The sequence below is a fragment of the Humibacter sp. genome (genome assembly GCF_035547335.1).
In the GTDB taxonomy this organism is placed as follows: Bacteria; Actinomycetota; Actinomycetes; order Actinomycetales; family Microbacteriaceae; genus Humibacter.
On record NZ_DASZVF010000034.1, the window covers coordinates 1 to 13,063 of the forward strand.

Below are 13,063 nucleotides of genomic sequence, written 5' to 3' on the forward strand. Positions count from 1 at the left end.
GGTACAGGTCGGCGGCGCTGGAACGATGTCCGTCCGCGAGCGTCCGCTCCGCATCGGTGGCGGCGCGGTCGCCCGCCGCCACCCACGCCTCGTAGAAGTCGTCCTCGCCGCCTTCGCCGACGGCATCCGCCACCGCGATCACGTCGCCGACGTCTCCGCCGCCGTACGGCGTGTATCCCAGCATCCACGTTCCGAAACCGTCGAGGAACCGGTCGGCGAAGAACCGCCCCTGCCCGTCCGTCATGTCGTCTCCTTCGTGTGTTTGCTGGGAGGCTACGGCCGCATCGGCCGGAGGGGAATAGACCTGGCTCCCCAACGCGCACCGCGGGCAAGGCCGAACGGGTGGGCATCCAGGGCCACGCAACGCGTCACGGAGCCAGGCAAGCGTCACAGAGCCATACCCGGCACGCGCCGCCGGATGGCCTCCAGCTCGGCCTCGTCGGAGATCCCCTGCCAGTCGTAGCGGCGCGTGTACGGCGCCTCGAGCTCGCGCACGTCGTCTGGCGTGAGCTCGACATCCACCGACGCGATGTACTCCTCCATCCAGATGCCGGGAGCCACGCAGGATGCCACGGCCGCGATGGCGGCATCGCCCGACGCCATGGTGATCGCGAACACCGATCAGGTGCAGGCCTTCACCCGGGCAGCGGGCAGCGCGGCCGCCCCGGCGGCGCAGCCCGGCGGCAGCAAGCCGAAAGCGACGGCGGGCGCCACCAGCTGAGAGACAAGTTCCCGCACGACGGCGGGTGGTGCGAGGTGCACCACCCGCCGTTCGTTCGTGTGGCCGTTCGGAGTCGTGGGGGCCCGGGCATGCACCGGGCGGATTCGCACCGACTGCGGATGTCAGCGCCGGCCGCAGCCGGCTAGACCGTCGGTTCCGGCGTCACACAGCGATGCGGCCGCCGTCGACGGGAAGGATGGCGCCGTGCACCTGGCCCGCGTTGGGGGAGGCCAGGAAGACGATCGCGTCCGCGACATCCTCGGGGCGCCCGGGGCGGCCGGCGGGCGTCGTCGCCGCCAGCTGGTCGAGTCCGTCACCCATCGCGACGGTGCCCTCGGTGCGAGTGGGGCCGGGGCTCACAGCGTTGACGCGCACGCCGCGCGGCCCGAACTCGGCCGCCCAGGACTTTGTCAGGAGCTGAAGGGCGGCCTTGCTCGACCCGTAGAGGGCCATGCCATTCATGCCGAAGTTGGCCACCATCGTCGTGACGTTCACGATCGACCCCTCGCCTGCGGCGACCATCGCGGGGGCGAGCTCCGCGACGAGGATGAACGGCGCCTTGATGTTCACGGCCGTCACCGCGTCGATGTCCCGCTCGTCCACCTCGGGCGTCGGGCCGAACGGGAAGATGCCCGCGTTGTTGACGAGGATGTCGACCCGTCCTCCGCCGATCTCGAGGGCGCGCCGCGCCAGCTGCCGCACGCTGTCCGGCTGAAGAAGGTCGGCCGCGACGAAGTCGGCGACTCCACCGGCCGCACGAATGGCGTCGACGGCCGCTTCCCCTCGTTCCGTACTGCGTCCGCTGACGATCACGTGGGCGCCTTCGGCGGCGAGTTTGTCCGTGGTGGCACGGCCGATCCCGCTGGTGGAGCCTGTGATCAGGGCGGTCTTGCCGGTGAAGTCGGTGCTCATCTGGAGAATCCCTTCGATTGGAATGAATTCTCCAATCGTGGGGGATGCAAAATGGAGTGTCAACTACAAAAAGTGTAGGCTCCTGCCATGACCACCACAGGCGGCGTTCGCACGTTCACGGCGAAGGGTCAGGCCACGCGCCAGCGGATCATCGAGGCGGCTTCTCGGCTCATCCTGGAGCAAGGGCTGGAGGCGGCGACGCTCGAAGACATCCAGGCCTCCGCTCATGTCAGCGCCTCGCAGCTGTACCACTACTTCAGCGACAAGAGCGAGCTTCTGATGGCCGTCGTGGACCATCAGACCGAGGCCGTGCTCGGTGCGCACAGGCCGATCCTCGAGCGACTCGACAGCTTCGAGACGCTCGAGGAGTGGCGCGACATGGTGGTGACCATGCTGGAGGCGCAGAACTGCGTCGGCGGATGCCCGCTGGGCTCGCTCGCCAGCGGCCTGGCCGAATCGGATGCCCTCGCTCGCCGCGCGCTCGCCGACTCCTTCGAGCAATGGCAGACGCTTCTCCGCGATGGCATCGCGTCGATGCAACGTCGGGGTGAGCTGCAGACGGACGTCGATGCGGGCCAGCTTGCGCTCGCCGTGCTGGCCGGGGTGCAAGGAGGGCTCCTGCTCAGCCAGACGCGACGTGATTCGAGCTCGGTGCGCATCGCGATCGACGCGTCGATCGCCTACCTGCGCACGCTTCGGCCCTGACCGCCGGGGGTCACCGGCGGCGACGCGCGGGGTCGACGAGGGCCGGCGGCTTGGCGTTGTAGCTGTCGTCGTTGACCTCGGTTCCGGGCGCGACGATAGCGTCGATCCGGTCGAGGGTCTCGGCCGAGAGCTCGACATCGGCCGCGGTCAGCAGGCCGTCGAGCTGCTCCTGCGTGCGCGGGCCGATGATCGCCGAGGTGACGGCCGGGTGCGAGGTCACGAACGCGATCGCCAGCTGGGGCAGGGTGAGTCCGGCATCCGCAGCCACGTTCTGGAGCCCCGCGACGGCTTCAGCGCGACGCCGGCCGGCATCGCTCTCGGGATCGTAGAGGGCGCTACGGGATGCGGCCCGATGGCTCGTCTCGGGGCGTGGGCGACCGGACAGCCATCCGCCGTGCAACGGGCTGTACGTGAGCACGCCCATGTCGTACTGCCGGGCGACCGGGAAGACGGCGCGCTCCGGCACCCGCCCGAGCAGGGAATACATCGGCTGCTCGCTGAGGAACCGGTGTGTAGCGGCCAGCTGAGCCGCCCATTGCGCCTCCACGATCTTCTCGGCGGAGAAGGTGGAGGCGCCGACGGCGAGCACCTTGCCCGCGCGGATGAGATCGTCGAGCGCCGTCAGCGTCTCGCTGAGGTCCGTGCTCCAGTCGTAGCGATGCAGCTGGTACAGGTCGATGCGGTCGGTTCCTAGCCTGCGCAGGCTGTCCTCGACGGCGCGCACGATCCAGCGCCGCGACGCTCCGCCGGAGTTCGGGTCCTCACCCATGGGGAGCCCGAACTTGGTCGCCAGCACCACCTCGTCGCGCCGTCCGGCGATGGCCTCGCCCACGATCACCTCGGATTCGCCGCCCGAGTACACGTCGGCGGTGTCGACGAAGTTGATCCCGGCGTCGAGCGCGCGGTTGATGATGCGGGCGGCATCCGAGTGATCCGGATTGCCCATCGCCCCGAACATCATGGTGCCGAGGGCCAGCTCGCTCACCGACCAGCCTGTGGCTCCGAACGTTCTGCGTCTCATGGTCTGCATCCCTTCGTCACGCGATGCATCCATGCCATCATTGGGGCGCGCGAAGCCCTATCGCGATCGTGTGAAGGTCATGCACGATCCTGCCGAATCTGCGGATACCGCCTCGATGGCGTTTGCGCCGAGGCCCGGAACGGTGCTTGTCTCGGCGTATGACGCGACGCGACGACTTGCGCGATCTGATCATCCGTCACGCCCGCGGCGGGGTCAGGAGGAACATCGTCGGCGGTCTGAGCCTCGGCGTCGTGACCAGCGGCACGCCCGCCGCAGCCGCGATGTCCGAGCCGTCGGTGACCATCGTCGCCGGGGGACGCAAACGCACCCTGGTCGGCGACCGCGAGTTCGTCTACGGTGCGGGACAGTTCCTCGTGGTCTCCATCGACCTGCCCGTCACCGGATGGGTCGACCTGGCCAGCCCGGACGATCCGTTCGCCGTGTTCAGCCTCGTGCTCAAGCCCGCGATGATCGCATCCCTGCTGCTCGACACCGTCGACGTCGCACCGCCACCTGCGTTCACCGGGCTCGCGATCGGCGACGCGTCGGACGACCTCATCGACGCGGCGGCGCGGATGTTGCGCCTCATGGACAACCGGGCGGACCTCGCGGCGCTCGGTCCTGCCACGGAGCGGGAGATCGTCTGGCGGCTGCTCACCGGACCGCAGGGCGGCGTCGCTCGGCAGATCGGTCTTGCCGACGGCACCACGGCGCACGTCTCCCGGGCGATCGGCTGGATACGGGAGCACCTCGCCGAGCCCGTCGCGATCGCGGACCTCGCCGGCATCAGCGGGATGAGCGCATCCACGTTCCACCGCCATTTCCGCGCTGCGACATCGATGACGCCCATCCAGTGGCAGAAGGCGCTGCGCCTGCGCGAGGCGCGTCGGCTCCTGCTCACGGGCGAGGCGGCCGTGGCCGAGGCGGGCTACACCGTCGGCTACGGGAGCGCGTCGCAGTTCAGCAGGGAGTATCGGCGCGCGTTCGGCAGAGCGCCGGGACAAGATGCGGCGAAACTGCGCACAGCGGACTCCCCGTCCGCGCCGGTTCCGCAGGAGGAATGGATCCCCTGACGTTCGGTGCGGTGGAGCGACGTTCAGAGCGGCGGAGGGAAGCTCAGCGAGCCGGAGTCACCGAGGCGCTCGGTCCACGGCCACTGCGTTCAGCCTCAGACCCCGCCTCCGACGCTGCCGCGATTCCCTGTGCGATGAGAGCGAGCACGGGCTCGAAGGCGGTCTCGCCCGGGGCGACGGGCGCGGTCGCGCGATCCGGAGTGAGCTCGGGCGACCCGCCGAGCACGCCCAGCGTGTCCGCCTGCAGCCGCTGCTGCTCGTGGAAGGCGTAGCCGAGCACGAAGTGCGTGACCGCCTCGGACGCGGTGGCGGCCAACGCATCCGGCTCGCCGAGGTCGCGCGCCGCCGACGTCAGGTGCCCCAGCAGCGGAGGGTCGATGAGGCCGAGCGCGAGCGAGCTGGAGACGAGTTCGGCTGCGTCGCGATAGGAGAGGAGGCAGTCGTGCAGCCGGGTGCCGAGCGTGAATGCCGCTCTCGGCAGGGATGACGCGTCCACCTTTGCGCTCGTCATGGGCGCAAGGATCCTCGTGCTCACCGCGGCGAGCAGAGCCTGCTTGCTCTCGAAGTGCCAGTACAGGGCACTGGGCTGCACGCCCAGCACGTCTGCGAGGTGACGCATCGTGAGGTCGGCGAGACCCTGTCCGTCGAGGATGCCGAGCGCCGCATCCACGATGTCGGCCTTCGAGCGCCGCACGCGCCTGACGGGCGGGTTTGCCGGCTCCTCATGCATGCGGTTAGCCTACCTGAACACCGTTCACCTGAACGGCGTTCAAGAGGTGAGGATGCAATGGGCGATCGCGCTGCGCTCCGCTGGCGAACACCGGACGCGACCGACCTGGCGAGGGTCGCCGTCTGCGCCGGCATCACGGCGGTTCTCGGCCTGCCCGGCGGTTTCACGGTGTTCGGGGCGGTGCCGATCACGGCGCAGACGCTGGGCGTGATGCTCGCCGGCGCCATCCTCGGGCCCTGGCTCGGCGCGCTCTCGATGACTGTTCTGCTGGCTCTGGTGGCTGCGGGGCTGCCGCTCCTGGCCGGCGGTCGCGGCGGCGTCGCCGTCTTCGTGAGTCCGACCGGCGGCTACGACGTGGGGTGGATCGTGGGCGCCTTCGTGATCGGCGCGATCGTGCACGCGGGGAACCGCAAGCCCACGTGGTGGCGCACGCTGCTCGGCATGATCGTCGGCGGCGTCCTGGCGATCTATGCGCTCGGAATCCCCGTGCAGAGTGTGGTCACGCACCTGCCGTTCGGGCAGACGGCGCTGGCGAGCCTGGTCTTCGTACCAGGCGACCTCCTGAAAGCCGTCATCGCGACGGCGGTGGTGAACACGCTTGTGCGCGCGTACCCGCGCGCGTTCCGGCGGGAGTGGACCAGGTCGGGGCCGGCCGAGAGCCACACGCCGGAATCGGTCGGGTCGCGCTGATGCCGAGGATCGTTCCGGTGCGCGGGCCGGACGAGCTCGTGTTCGAGCGGGTTCGAGACATCCGTTCCGCGCACGACGTGCCGCTCGTGGGCGACGAGCGCTGGCCCGACGGGCAGTGGGATGCCTTGCGCACGCTCGCCGAGCGGATGCCTGTTCCCGACGCCGCGGCCTGGGCCACGCCGACGTCGGGCAGCACCGGATCCCCGCGCATCCTCCTGCGCACCCAGGAGTCCTGGCAGGCGTCGTTCGCCGCCGTCTCCGAGCTGCTGGGCGCGGACGCGGACGATGGCGTCGCCCTTCCCGCACCGCCCTCGTCGTCGCTCACACTGTTCTCGATGGCGCACGCGCTCGCCGGGGGCCCACGACCCATCCTCGGACCCGAGGGGCGCACGGGCCGTGGGGCGAGCTGCTTCCACGGCACGCCGCAGGCGCTGCGCCGGCTGCTCGAGTCGGATGGGCCGACCAGCGTGCGCACGGCGCTCGTCGGCGGCTCGCCGCTCGACCCTGAGCTCCGCGCGGAAGCGGAAGGACGCGGCATCCGCGTCATCTCGTACTACGGAGCGGCCGAGCTGTCGTTCGTCGCGATCGACGACGGCGCCGGGCTACGGCCGTTTCCGGGTGTCGAGGTGGACGTCAGAGACGGCGAGCTGTGGGTGCGCAGCCCGTTCGTCGCGCTCGGCTACCTGGGAGAGGGCGGCCCGCTACGTCGCGACGGCGACTGGACGACCGTCGGCGACCTGGCGGATGTGACCGAGGGCACGCTGCGCCTTCGGGGACGCGCGGACGGCGCCATCCTCACCGCATCGGCCACCGTCATCCCGGAAGAGGTGGAGGCCGCACTGCGCAGCCTGCCCGGCGTCGCGGATGCCGTGGTGGTCGGCCTGCCGGCCCGCGGCGTCGGAGCCCTCGTCGCGGCTCTCGTCGAGCCGAGTGCGAGCGGTGTGGATGCCCGGGAGCTGCGGGCGGCCGCCGCCCGCGTGCTCGCCCCCGCGAGCCGGCCGCGGGCCTGGTTTGCCGGAGAGCTTCCGCGCACCGCGGCCGGGAAGCAGGCGCGAGCGGAGGCGCTGCGACGAGTGCTGGCCGGGGAGGTGAGCCGCCTTGCCGGATGAGGCCGTCATCGTCGCCGCGCGCCGCACGCCCATCGCGACGAGAGGGCGCGCCCTCGCGCGGCTGCGCGTCGAACAGCTTGCGGCGCCGGTGATCCGCGCCGCGGTGGGCGATGCGGAGGAAGCCATGCGCCACGAGCTCACCGTGGCGGATGTCGTGCTCGGCAACTGCATGGGCCCGGGCGGCAACCCCGCCAGGGTGGCGGCGCTCGCCGCGGGACTCGGCGTCGAGACGACCGGAGCGACGGTCGACCGGCAGTGCGGAAGCGGACTCGCTGCCGTTCTCGACGCGGCGGCCGCGATCCGGGCGGGCGATGCCAGGCCGAGGGTCGCCGGGGGAGTCGAGAGCGCGTCGACGGCGCCGGTCCGCTCGATCGACGGGGTTCCGTACACGAGGGCGCCGTTCGCTCCGCAGGGCTGGCCCGACCCGGACATGCTGCAGGCCGCCGACGACCTCGCCCGGCTCGACGGCATCGGCCGCGAACGACAGGATGCCCACGCCGCCCGAAGCCATCGCCGAGCCCGCGCGGCGCGGGATGCCGGCCGCTTCGCGGACGAGATCGTGCCGGTCGCCGAGTCGCCGTCTCAGGATGACGCCGTGGGACAAGCGGAGGCGCTGCTGCCTCGGCTGACGCCGCTCCTGCCGGACGGGACGGTGACGGCAGGCACGGCGACCCGCCTGAGCGACGGCGCGGCTGCGGTCGTGGTCGTTCCGGCGGGTGCCGTGACCGGCATCCGCGGACTCGCCGTGCGGGGAAGCGCGGTCGTCGGCTGCGACCCCGCGCTGCCGGGCATCGGCGCCGCCCCCGCCGTGCTCGCCGCGCTCGAGGATGCTGGGGCCGGCATCGCGCAGGTCGCAGCGTTCGAGATCGTCGAGGCGTTCGCCGCGCAGTCGATAGCGGTGCTCGGCCGTCTCGGGCTCGACGACGACGACCCGCGCGTCTGCGCCGACGGCGGGGCGCTCGCGCTCGGGCATCCGTGGGGTGCCAGCGGAGCGGTGAGCATGCTGCGGCTGTTCAGCAGGCTCGTGCGAGGTGGCGCGCCGACGGGAACGCTCGGCGTGTCCGCGGCCTCCATCGGCGGCGGCATGGGCATCGCGGCCGTCGTCGAGGTGGTCGGATGAGCGTGCTCGAACTGGATGCCGTGCATGTGCGTCTCGGCGACGCCGACGTGCTGCGCGAGCTGACGTTGTCGCTCGACGCCAGGACCACCGCGATCATCGGCGAGAACGGCTCGGGCAAGTCGACGATCGCCCGGCTCGTCGGAGGTCTCGTGCGCGCCACGAGCGGCACGGTCCGCGTGCTCGGGCTCGATCCCGTTCGTGAGGCGGCGGAACTGCGTCGCCGCGTGGCAGTAGTGTTCAGCAATCCGGACGCGCAGATCGTCATGCCGACCGTCGCCGAGGATGTCGCGTTCTCGCTGCGCGGACGCCACCCGTCGCATCCGGAGCGCGTGGCCGCCGCACTCGATCGCTTCGGCCTCTCCGCACTGGCGGAGCACAGTTCGCACGAGCTCTCCGGTGGCCAGAAGCAGCTTCTCGCGCTCTGTGGCGCCTTCGTGCGCGAGCCGGAACTCGTGATCGCCGACGAGCCCACCGCGTACCTGGACGCCAGGAACGCGCACCGCGTCGCCGACCACCTGTTCGTTGATAGCGGTCATCGGCTGTTGCTCGTCACGCACGACCTCGACCTCGCACGACGGTGCGAGCAGGCCGTGTTCGTGGCGGGCGGCCGCGTGGTCGCGGTCGGAGATCCGGTCGACGTCGTCGCCGCCTACGAGAGGAGCCTGGTGTGGTGACGCTCTTCCGGCCGGGGGACAGCGTGTGGCACCGGCTTGCTGCAGGGCCGAAGGCCGCCATCCTCGCGGTGCTCGTGCTCGTGGTCTCGCTGCTGCCGCTCGGGTGGGGCTGGGCGGCTGCGGTCATCCCTGCGGCGATCTGCCTCGGCTGCTACGCCGTTCCCGGGATCGGGATGCTGCCGCTTGCCGCGGAGCTCCTCGCCGCCAGGTGGATCATCCTCGTGACGCTCGCCGGCCAGCTGCTGTTCCTCGGTCCCATGGCGGCCGCCGTCAACACCACCAGAGTCGCCGCAGTGATCGTCGTCGCCGGGCTGCTGGCCCTGACCACCCGGGTCACGGCCCTCCTCGACGCGTTCGAGCGCGGCCTCGCGCCGCTCGAGCGCCTCCACGTGGATCCACGACGTGTCGCCTTGCTGCTGGCCGTCACGCTGAACACGCTGCCGGTGCTCGCCCGCGCCGCCGCGCAGGTGCGTGAGGCGCAGCGCGCTCGCGGGGTCCGCCCGAGTCTGCGGCGCTTCGCCGTGCCGTTCCTGGTGCTGGCGCTCAAACACGCCGACGAGCTCGGCGACACGCTCACCGCGCGAGGCATCCGGTGAGGCCGGCGGTGCACGGTCCCGTCGTCGACGACGAGGCCCGCTGCATCCACTACCGAACGCCGCTCGACGTCGTCGCCATCCGATTCGCGTGCTGCGGCGAGTACTACCCGTGCCATCGCTGTCACGACGAGACGGCCGATCACCCGTCGAGGCCGTGGCCGGCCGGATCCGACCACGAGCTCGCCGTGCTCTGCGGCGTGTGCGGCACCGAGCTCACCATCGCCTCGTACCGCGGCGCGGATGCCTGCCCGCGCTGCGCCGCCCCGTTCAACCCGCGCTGCGCCCTCCACTACCCGCTCTACTTCGGCTGAACCGTTCCGTCACGCGACGGCCGATCCTCGCGGCGTTCACCCCGTGCTGCTTCGCCTGAACCGGATGCCCGTCGGTTCGCCGCCGTCGAGCTGCACCGCGCACGCCTTCCACCGATCTGTCAACTCCTGATACGGGTTCGACGTCTCGCGTTGACTTGACCGCTCAGATACGCACTCGACGGAAGCGAGCTCATCATGACAATCCCAGACGACCCGTCGCCCGACACGCCCATCTTCGAGAGCCAGCTCGGCGCTCAGGACTCCCCGCTGGCCGACGGGTCCTCCCTGGAGCAGGACCCGTCGATGGCACAGAATCCCTCGATGAGCCAAGGATCCGAGGCGCTGGGCTCCCAGACGCAAGGCTCCCAGCAGGGATCGCGCGGCGTCCGCGACGAGGCGGGACGCGTCGCTCAGAACGCGGCGGACGCGGGAAGCGACGTCGCGAGCGTCGCCAAGGAACAAGCGCAGGACGTGCTCGAGGAGGGCAAAGCCCAGGCGAGCGAGCTCCTGCACCAGACACAGGACGAGTTGCGCGAGCAGGCCGCCCACCAGCAGGAACGCGTCGCCGCTGGGCTGCACTCGATCAGCGATGAACTGACTCAGATGGCGTCGGCATCCGAGTCCGGCGGAATGGCCAGCGATCTCGTCAGGCAGGCCGCGAGAAGGGCCGACAGCATCGCGACCTGGCTCGGCGACCGCGACCCGGGCTCGCTGCTGAGCGAGGTGAAGTCGTACGCCAGGCGCAATCCCGGCACCTTCATCGCGATAGCGGCCCTCGCAGGCGCTGTCGGCGGCCGCCTCACGAGGGCCCTCGCCAGCGGCGGCAGCAGCGGCGCCGGCGGGTCACGGCAGAGTGCCCAGCACGCCGGCTCTGGTTCGAGCGCGGCCGAACAAGGTCAGGGCCTAATGGCCGACCCGACCGGTCAGACCGGCGCCGGCGGCTACCCCGGTGCGGCTGCGCCGGTCGCTGGCGCCGACGCGACCGGCTACTGGGCACCCGAGACGGTCGCGGGTGAGGGTACGGACGGGACGCGGCAATGACCGATGAGCAGACGCCGTCCGAACGGCGCGCGGCCAATTCCTCGCTAGGCGAACTGCTCGGCGAGGTCAGCCGTGACATGTCCACGCTCATCCGGCAGGAGATGGAGCTCGCCAAGGCCGAATTGCGGCAGTCGGCGAAGCGGGCGACGAAGGGCGCCGGCTTCATGGGCGCCGCCGGGTACGCGGCCTTGATGGCGGTCTTCTTCCTGTCCGTCGCGCTCTGGTGGGTGCTCGGCTACCTGGTGGGCAACGCCTGGTCCGCGTTGATCGTCGCGGTCATCTGGGCGGTGATCGCACTAATCCTCTATCTGGTCGGCCGCAAGCAGCTGGCCCAGGTGAAGGGCGCACCGCAGACCGCCGAGACCATCAAGGAATTCCCGCAGACATTGAAACGAAATGGAGAGAACCGATGAGTGACAGCCCCGACGCAATCCGCGCCGACATCGAATCGACCCGACGCGACCTGAGCGGCGACGTCGACGCCCTTGCAGACAAGGTCACGCCGAGCAAGATCGCGCAGCGTCAGACCAGAAAGGTCAAAGGCGCCTTCCATTCCCTGGCCGAGAAGGTCATGGGATCCGACGACGACGGCGGGCACCGCTCGCTCGGCGACATGGCGAGCGACGCAGGCGACGCGATGGGCGAGGCGGGCCAGCGCGTCAAGGCCAAGGCCGAGGGCAACCCCCTCGCGGTCGGCTTGATCGCGTTCGGCGTCGGCTGGCTCGTGGCATCCCTGATCCCGGCGAGCGAGAAGGAGGAGCAGCTGGCGGCCAGCGCGAAGGATGCCGCGCAGCCGCTCGTGCACGAGGCGACGGATGCGGCGAAGCAGATGGCATCCGATCTCAAGGAGCCCGCGCAGAACGCTGCCCAAGCCGTCAAGGACACCGCGCAGGATGCCGCCGCCACCGTCAAGGAGGAGGCGACGGACCGAGCGAACGACGTCGCCGGCGAGGCACGCGAGTCCGCCCAGCGGATGCAGGGCGACGCGCAGAGTCAGTAGCTGGTAGACGGCTGCGTCGCCGCCTCCTCCGCAGTGTCGGTGAGGAAGTCGGCGCACGTCAAGGAGGGAGGCGCGCGGCGTTCGCGGATCCCTTCATGTCGGGGCGCGGTTTCCGCGAGCGAGTCCGACGTGGTGGCTGAGCGGCTCAGCCGCGAGCCGCTCAGCCGCCGCCATTCCCGGCTCCAGCAGCCTGTTGACGACGTAACAGGCATCCTGTGCGAAACCGGTCAGCGTGGACGACGCGGCAGCGTATTGGAAGTCGAGTCCGACGAACCCGAGCCGAGGCTCCGCATCAGCGATTCCCCGATGCTCGATCGGATGGCCGTCCGGCGCGACGACACCGTCGATGTCGATCCAGTCGACGTCGGGCCGGGAGCCCGTGCACCAGACGACCGTCGCCGCCTCGAAGGCCTGTCCGTCGACGATCGGCTTTCCGTCGCGGACGCCCTCGACCCGCCCGACTCGCACGACACCCGCGCGCAACAGGTCGCGTTCCTTGTTGCGAATGAGCATCAGACCGTGCCCGAGTTGCGCCGCCTTGGCCGCGCGTCCCTTCTCGGTGTCGATCGTCAGCCGGCGCAGACGGCGGATCACCATGCCGGCGAGCAGGTTCGCCACAGGTGAGTCGATCGGGAACGGCACCTCACCGAGTTGTCGACCGGCGAGCACGACCGGATGCCCGTTCGCTTTCGCCTCGAGCGCGAGATCCGTACCCGAATTGCCCGCACCCACGACGAGCACTGGTCCTGCGGCAAGTTGCTCGGGGCCCGCGTACTGGAGCGAGTGCAGTTGCCGGATCGAGGGGTCGAGCTGGGTCGCGAAGCCGGGCGTGACGGGGATGCGGTGAGCGCCCGCCGTGACGATGACGCGACGGGCGAGCACCTGCCGCCCGGTGGAGAGCTCCAGGCGGAAGCCAGAATCCGCGATCCTGGTCAGGCGGTCCACCCGGGTCGCCAGCTGGACCGGAACGCGCCGTTGCTCGACATAGTCCTCGAGATAGTCAGCGAACTGGAAACCGGTGGGGTAAGCGAAGTATCCGAGGTCGGGTTGCAGCCCGGGAAGGGCCACCAGTCGGCGCGGCGTGAAGAGACGCAGCGACCGATACCTTTCCCGCCAGGAGTCTCCGACGCGCCTGTGGTCATCGAAGATCTCGAAGTCCGCACCACGGTCATGGAGCGTCATGGCCACGGTGATTCCTGCGGCACCTGCGCCCACGATGGCGACTTCCGTCGTATTTGTGATCATGATCGGCACCCCTTTCGCCCGAGACGTTACGTGGACGCCTCGGACGGGCACATCCGTAGAAATGACGATTCGTGGGGCCGGCGGCCGCCTCACCGCTCGGCTCGCCGACGTGATG

Annotated in this window: 17 protein-coding genes and 1 pseudogene; 12 read left to right on the top strand and 6 right to left on the bottom strand. The window is 70.6% G+C overall.

All coding sequences use genetic code 11. The annotated features are described in order from the left end of the window. Positions 1 to 244, bottom strand: a pseudogene (locus VHB92_RS07190) (hypothetical protein); the annotation flags it as partial. Positions 245 to 387: 143 nt separating this feature from the next. Next, complete coding sequence (locus tag VHB92_RS07195) at positions 388 to 543, bottom strand: hypothetical protein (protein WP_325452860.1); 156 nt, start codon at positions 541 to 543, stop codon at positions 388 to 390. On the opposite strand from VHB92_RS07195, the gene VHB92_RS07200 reads away from it, so the two are divergent. Next, positions 530 to 721, top strand: a complete 192-nt coding sequence (locus tag VHB92_RS07200; RefSeq protein WP_325452863.1) for a hypothetical protein — start codon at positions 530 to 532, stop codon at positions 719 to 721. The genes VHB92_RS07195 and VHB92_RS07200 overlap by 14 nt on opposite strands. 162 nt (positions 722 to 883) lie before the next feature. Here VHB92_RS07200 and VHB92_RS07205 read toward each other — a convergent pair whose 3' ends face one another. Continuing rightward, on the bottom strand, positions 884 to 1,633 hold the full coding sequence (locus tag VHB92_RS07205) for an SDR family NAD(P)-dependent oxidoreductase (RefSeq protein ID WP_325452865.1): 750 nt from the start codon (positions 1,631 to 1,633) through the stop codon (positions 884 to 886). Positions 1,634 to 1,720: 87 nt separating this feature from the next. Between VHB92_RS07205 and VHB92_RS07210 the strand changes: the two genes are divergently transcribed. After that, positions 1,721 to 2,338, top strand: coding sequence for a TetR/AcrR family transcriptional regulator (locus VHB92_RS07210; RefSeq protein WP_325452867.1), 618 nt, complete (start codon positions 1,721 to 1,723; stop codon positions 2,336 to 2,338). 10 nt (positions 2,339 to 2,348) lie between these two features. Here VHB92_RS07210 and VHB92_RS07215 read toward each other — a convergent pair whose 3' ends face one another. Further along, positions 2,349 to 3,359: an aldo/keto reductase gene (locus VHB92_RS07215; protein WP_325452871.1), complete on the bottom strand. Its 1,011-nt coding sequence runs from the start codon at positions 3,357 to 3,359 to the stop codon at positions 2,349 to 2,351. Between the two features lie 158 nt (positions 3,360 to 3,517). On the opposite strand from VHB92_RS07215, the gene VHB92_RS07220 reads away from it, so the two are divergent. After that, positions 3,518 to 4,432 (top strand): AraC family transcriptional regulator, encoded by a 915-nt coding sequence (locus VHB92_RS07220; protein ID WP_325452873.1) that lies wholly within the window; start codon positions 3,518 to 3,520, stop codon positions 4,430 to 4,432. Positions 4,433 to 4,475: 43 nt separating this feature from the next. Here the strand turns inward: VHB92_RS07220 and VHB92_RS07225 are convergent, their stop codons facing one another. Next, on the bottom strand, positions 4,476 to 5,162 hold the full coding sequence (locus VHB92_RS07225) for a TetR/AcrR family transcriptional regulator (protein ID WP_325452875.1): 687 nt from the start codon (positions 5,160 to 5,162) through the stop codon (positions 4,476 to 4,478). Between the two features lie 57 nt (positions 5,163 to 5,219). On the opposite strand from VHB92_RS07225, the gene VHB92_RS07230 reads away from it, so the two are divergent. From VHB92_RS07230 to VHB92_RS07270, 9 genes are all read left to right on the top strand, one after another. Continuing rightward, complete coding sequence (locus VHB92_RS07230; RefSeq protein ID WP_325452877.1) at positions 5,220 to 5,852, top strand: biotin transporter BioY; 633 nt, start codon at positions 5,220 to 5,222, stop codon at positions 5,850 to 5,852. Beyond that, positions 5,852 to 6,961: an AMP-binding protein gene (locus VHB92_RS07235; RefSeq protein WP_325452879.1), complete on the top strand. Its 1,110-nt coding sequence runs from the start codon at positions 5,852 to 5,854 to the stop codon at positions 6,959 to 6,961. Before VHB92_RS07230 ends, VHB92_RS07235 begins: the two co-directional genes overlap by 1 nt. After that, complete coding sequence (locus VHB92_RS07240; RefSeq protein WP_325452881.1) at positions 6,951 to 8,081, top strand: thiolase family protein; 1,131 nt, start codon at positions 6,951 to 6,953, stop codon at positions 8,079 to 8,081. Before VHB92_RS07235 ends, VHB92_RS07240 begins: the two co-directional genes overlap by 11 nt. After that, positions 8,078 to 8,755: an ABC transporter ATP-binding protein gene (locus tag VHB92_RS07245; protein WP_325452883.1), complete on the top strand. Its 678-nt coding sequence runs from the start codon at positions 8,078 to 8,080 to the stop codon at positions 8,753 to 8,755. The genes VHB92_RS07240 and VHB92_RS07245 overlap by 4 nt, the downstream gene beginning before the upstream one ends. Further along, positions 8,749 to 9,351, top strand: coding sequence for an energy-coupling factor transporter transmembrane component T (locus VHB92_RS07250; RefSeq protein WP_325452885.1), 603 nt, complete (start codon positions 8,749 to 8,751; stop codon positions 9,349 to 9,351). Before VHB92_RS07245 ends, VHB92_RS07250 begins: the two co-directional genes overlap by 7 nt. Beyond that, positions 9,348 to 9,662 (top strand): CHY zinc finger protein, encoded by a 315-nt coding sequence (locus VHB92_RS07255; protein WP_325452887.1) that lies wholly within the window; start codon positions 9,348 to 9,350, stop codon positions 9,660 to 9,662. The genes VHB92_RS07250 and VHB92_RS07255 overlap by 4 nt, the downstream gene beginning before the upstream one ends. A 195-nt stretch (positions 9,663 to 9,857) precedes the next feature. Further along, positions 9,858 to 10,703 carry a hypothetical protein gene (locus tag VHB92_RS07260; RefSeq protein WP_325452890.1) on the top strand — a complete coding sequence of 282 codons (846 nt, stop codon included), beginning with the start codon at positions 9,858 to 9,860 and terminating at the stop codon, positions 10,701 to 10,703. Beyond that, positions 10,700 to 11,116, top strand: a complete 417-nt coding sequence (locus tag VHB92_RS07265; RefSeq protein ID WP_325452893.1) for a phage holin family protein — start codon at positions 10,700 to 10,702, stop codon at positions 11,114 to 11,116. The genes VHB92_RS07260 and VHB92_RS07265 overlap by 4 nt, the downstream gene beginning before the upstream one ends. Beyond that, entirely contained in the window at positions 11,113 to 11,703 is a 591-nt protein-coding gene (locus tag VHB92_RS07270; protein WP_325452895.1) for a DUF3618 domain-containing protein, read from the top strand. The genes VHB92_RS07265 and VHB92_RS07270 overlap by 4 nt, the downstream gene beginning before the upstream one ends. Before the next feature lie 93 nt (positions 11,704 to 11,796). Here VHB92_RS07270 and VHB92_RS07275 read toward each other — a convergent pair whose 3' ends face one another. Beyond that, the gene (locus VHB92_RS07275) at positions 11,797 to 12,948 is read right to left on the bottom strand and encodes an NAD(P)/FAD-dependent oxidoreductase (RefSeq protein WP_325452899.1); all 1,152 of its coding nucleotides are present in this window, start codon (positions 12,946 to 12,948) and stop codon (positions 11,797 to 11,799) included. Positions 12,949 to 13,063: the final 115 nt, after the last annotated feature.

What these genes read in the sequence shown, in the direction of transcription:
- VHB92_RS07200 (WP_325452863.1), top strand. Translation starts at nt 530, where the DNA reads ATGTACTCCTCCATCCAGATGCCGGGAGCCACGCAGGATGCCACGGCC.
- VHB92_RS07195 (WP_325452860.1), bottom strand. Translation starts at nt 543, where the DNA reads ATGGAGGAGTACATCGCGTCGGTGGATGTCGAGCTCACGCCAGACGAC.
- VHB92_RS07205 (WP_325452865.1), bottom strand. Translation starts at nt 1,633, where the DNA reads ATGAGCACCGACTTCACCGGCAAGACCGCCCTGATCACAGGCTCCACC.
- VHB92_RS07210 (WP_325452867.1), top strand. Translation starts at nt 1,721, where the DNA reads ATGACCACCACAGGCGGCGTTCGCACGTTCACGGCGAAGGGTCAGGCC.
- VHB92_RS07215 (WP_325452871.1), bottom strand. Translation starts at nt 3,359, where the DNA reads ATGAGACGCAGAACGTTCGGAGCCACAGGCTGGTCGGTGAGCGAGCTG.
- VHB92_RS07220 (WP_325452873.1), top strand. Translation starts at nt 3,518, where the DNA reads ATGACGCGACGCGACGACTTGCGCGATCTGATCATCCGTCACGCCCGC.
- VHB92_RS07225 (WP_325452875.1), bottom strand. Translation starts at nt 5,162, where the DNA reads ATGCATGAGGAGCCGGCAAACCCGCCCGTCAGGCGCGTGCGGCGCTCG.
- VHB92_RS07230 (WP_325452877.1), top strand. Translation starts at nt 5,220, where the DNA reads ATGGGCGATCGCGCTGCGCTCCGCTGGCGAACACCGGACGCGACCGAC.
- VHB92_RS07235 (WP_325452879.1), top strand. Translation starts at nt 5,852, where the DNA reads ATGCCGAGGATCGTTCCGGTGCGCGGGCCGGACGAGCTCGTGTTCGAG.
- VHB92_RS07245 (WP_325452883.1), top strand. Translation starts at nt 8,078, where the DNA reads ATGAGCGTGCTCGAACTGGATGCCGTGCATGTGCGTCTCGGCGACGCC.
- VHB92_RS07260 (WP_325452890.1), top strand. Translation starts at nt 9,858, where the DNA reads ATGACAATCCCAGACGACCCGTCGCCCGACACGCCCATCTTCGAGAGC.
- VHB92_RS07265 (WP_325452893.1), top strand. Translation starts at nt 10,700, where the DNA reads ATGACCGATGAGCAGACGCCGTCCGAACGGCGCGCGGCCAATTCCTCG.
- VHB92_RS07270 (WP_325452895.1), top strand. Translation starts at nt 11,113, where the DNA reads ATGAGTGACAGCCCCGACGCAATCCGCGCCGACATCGAATCGACCCGA.
- VHB92_RS07275 (WP_325452899.1), bottom strand. Translation starts at nt 12,948, where the DNA reads ATGATCACAAATACGACGGAAGTCGCCATCGTGGGCGCAGGTGCCGCA.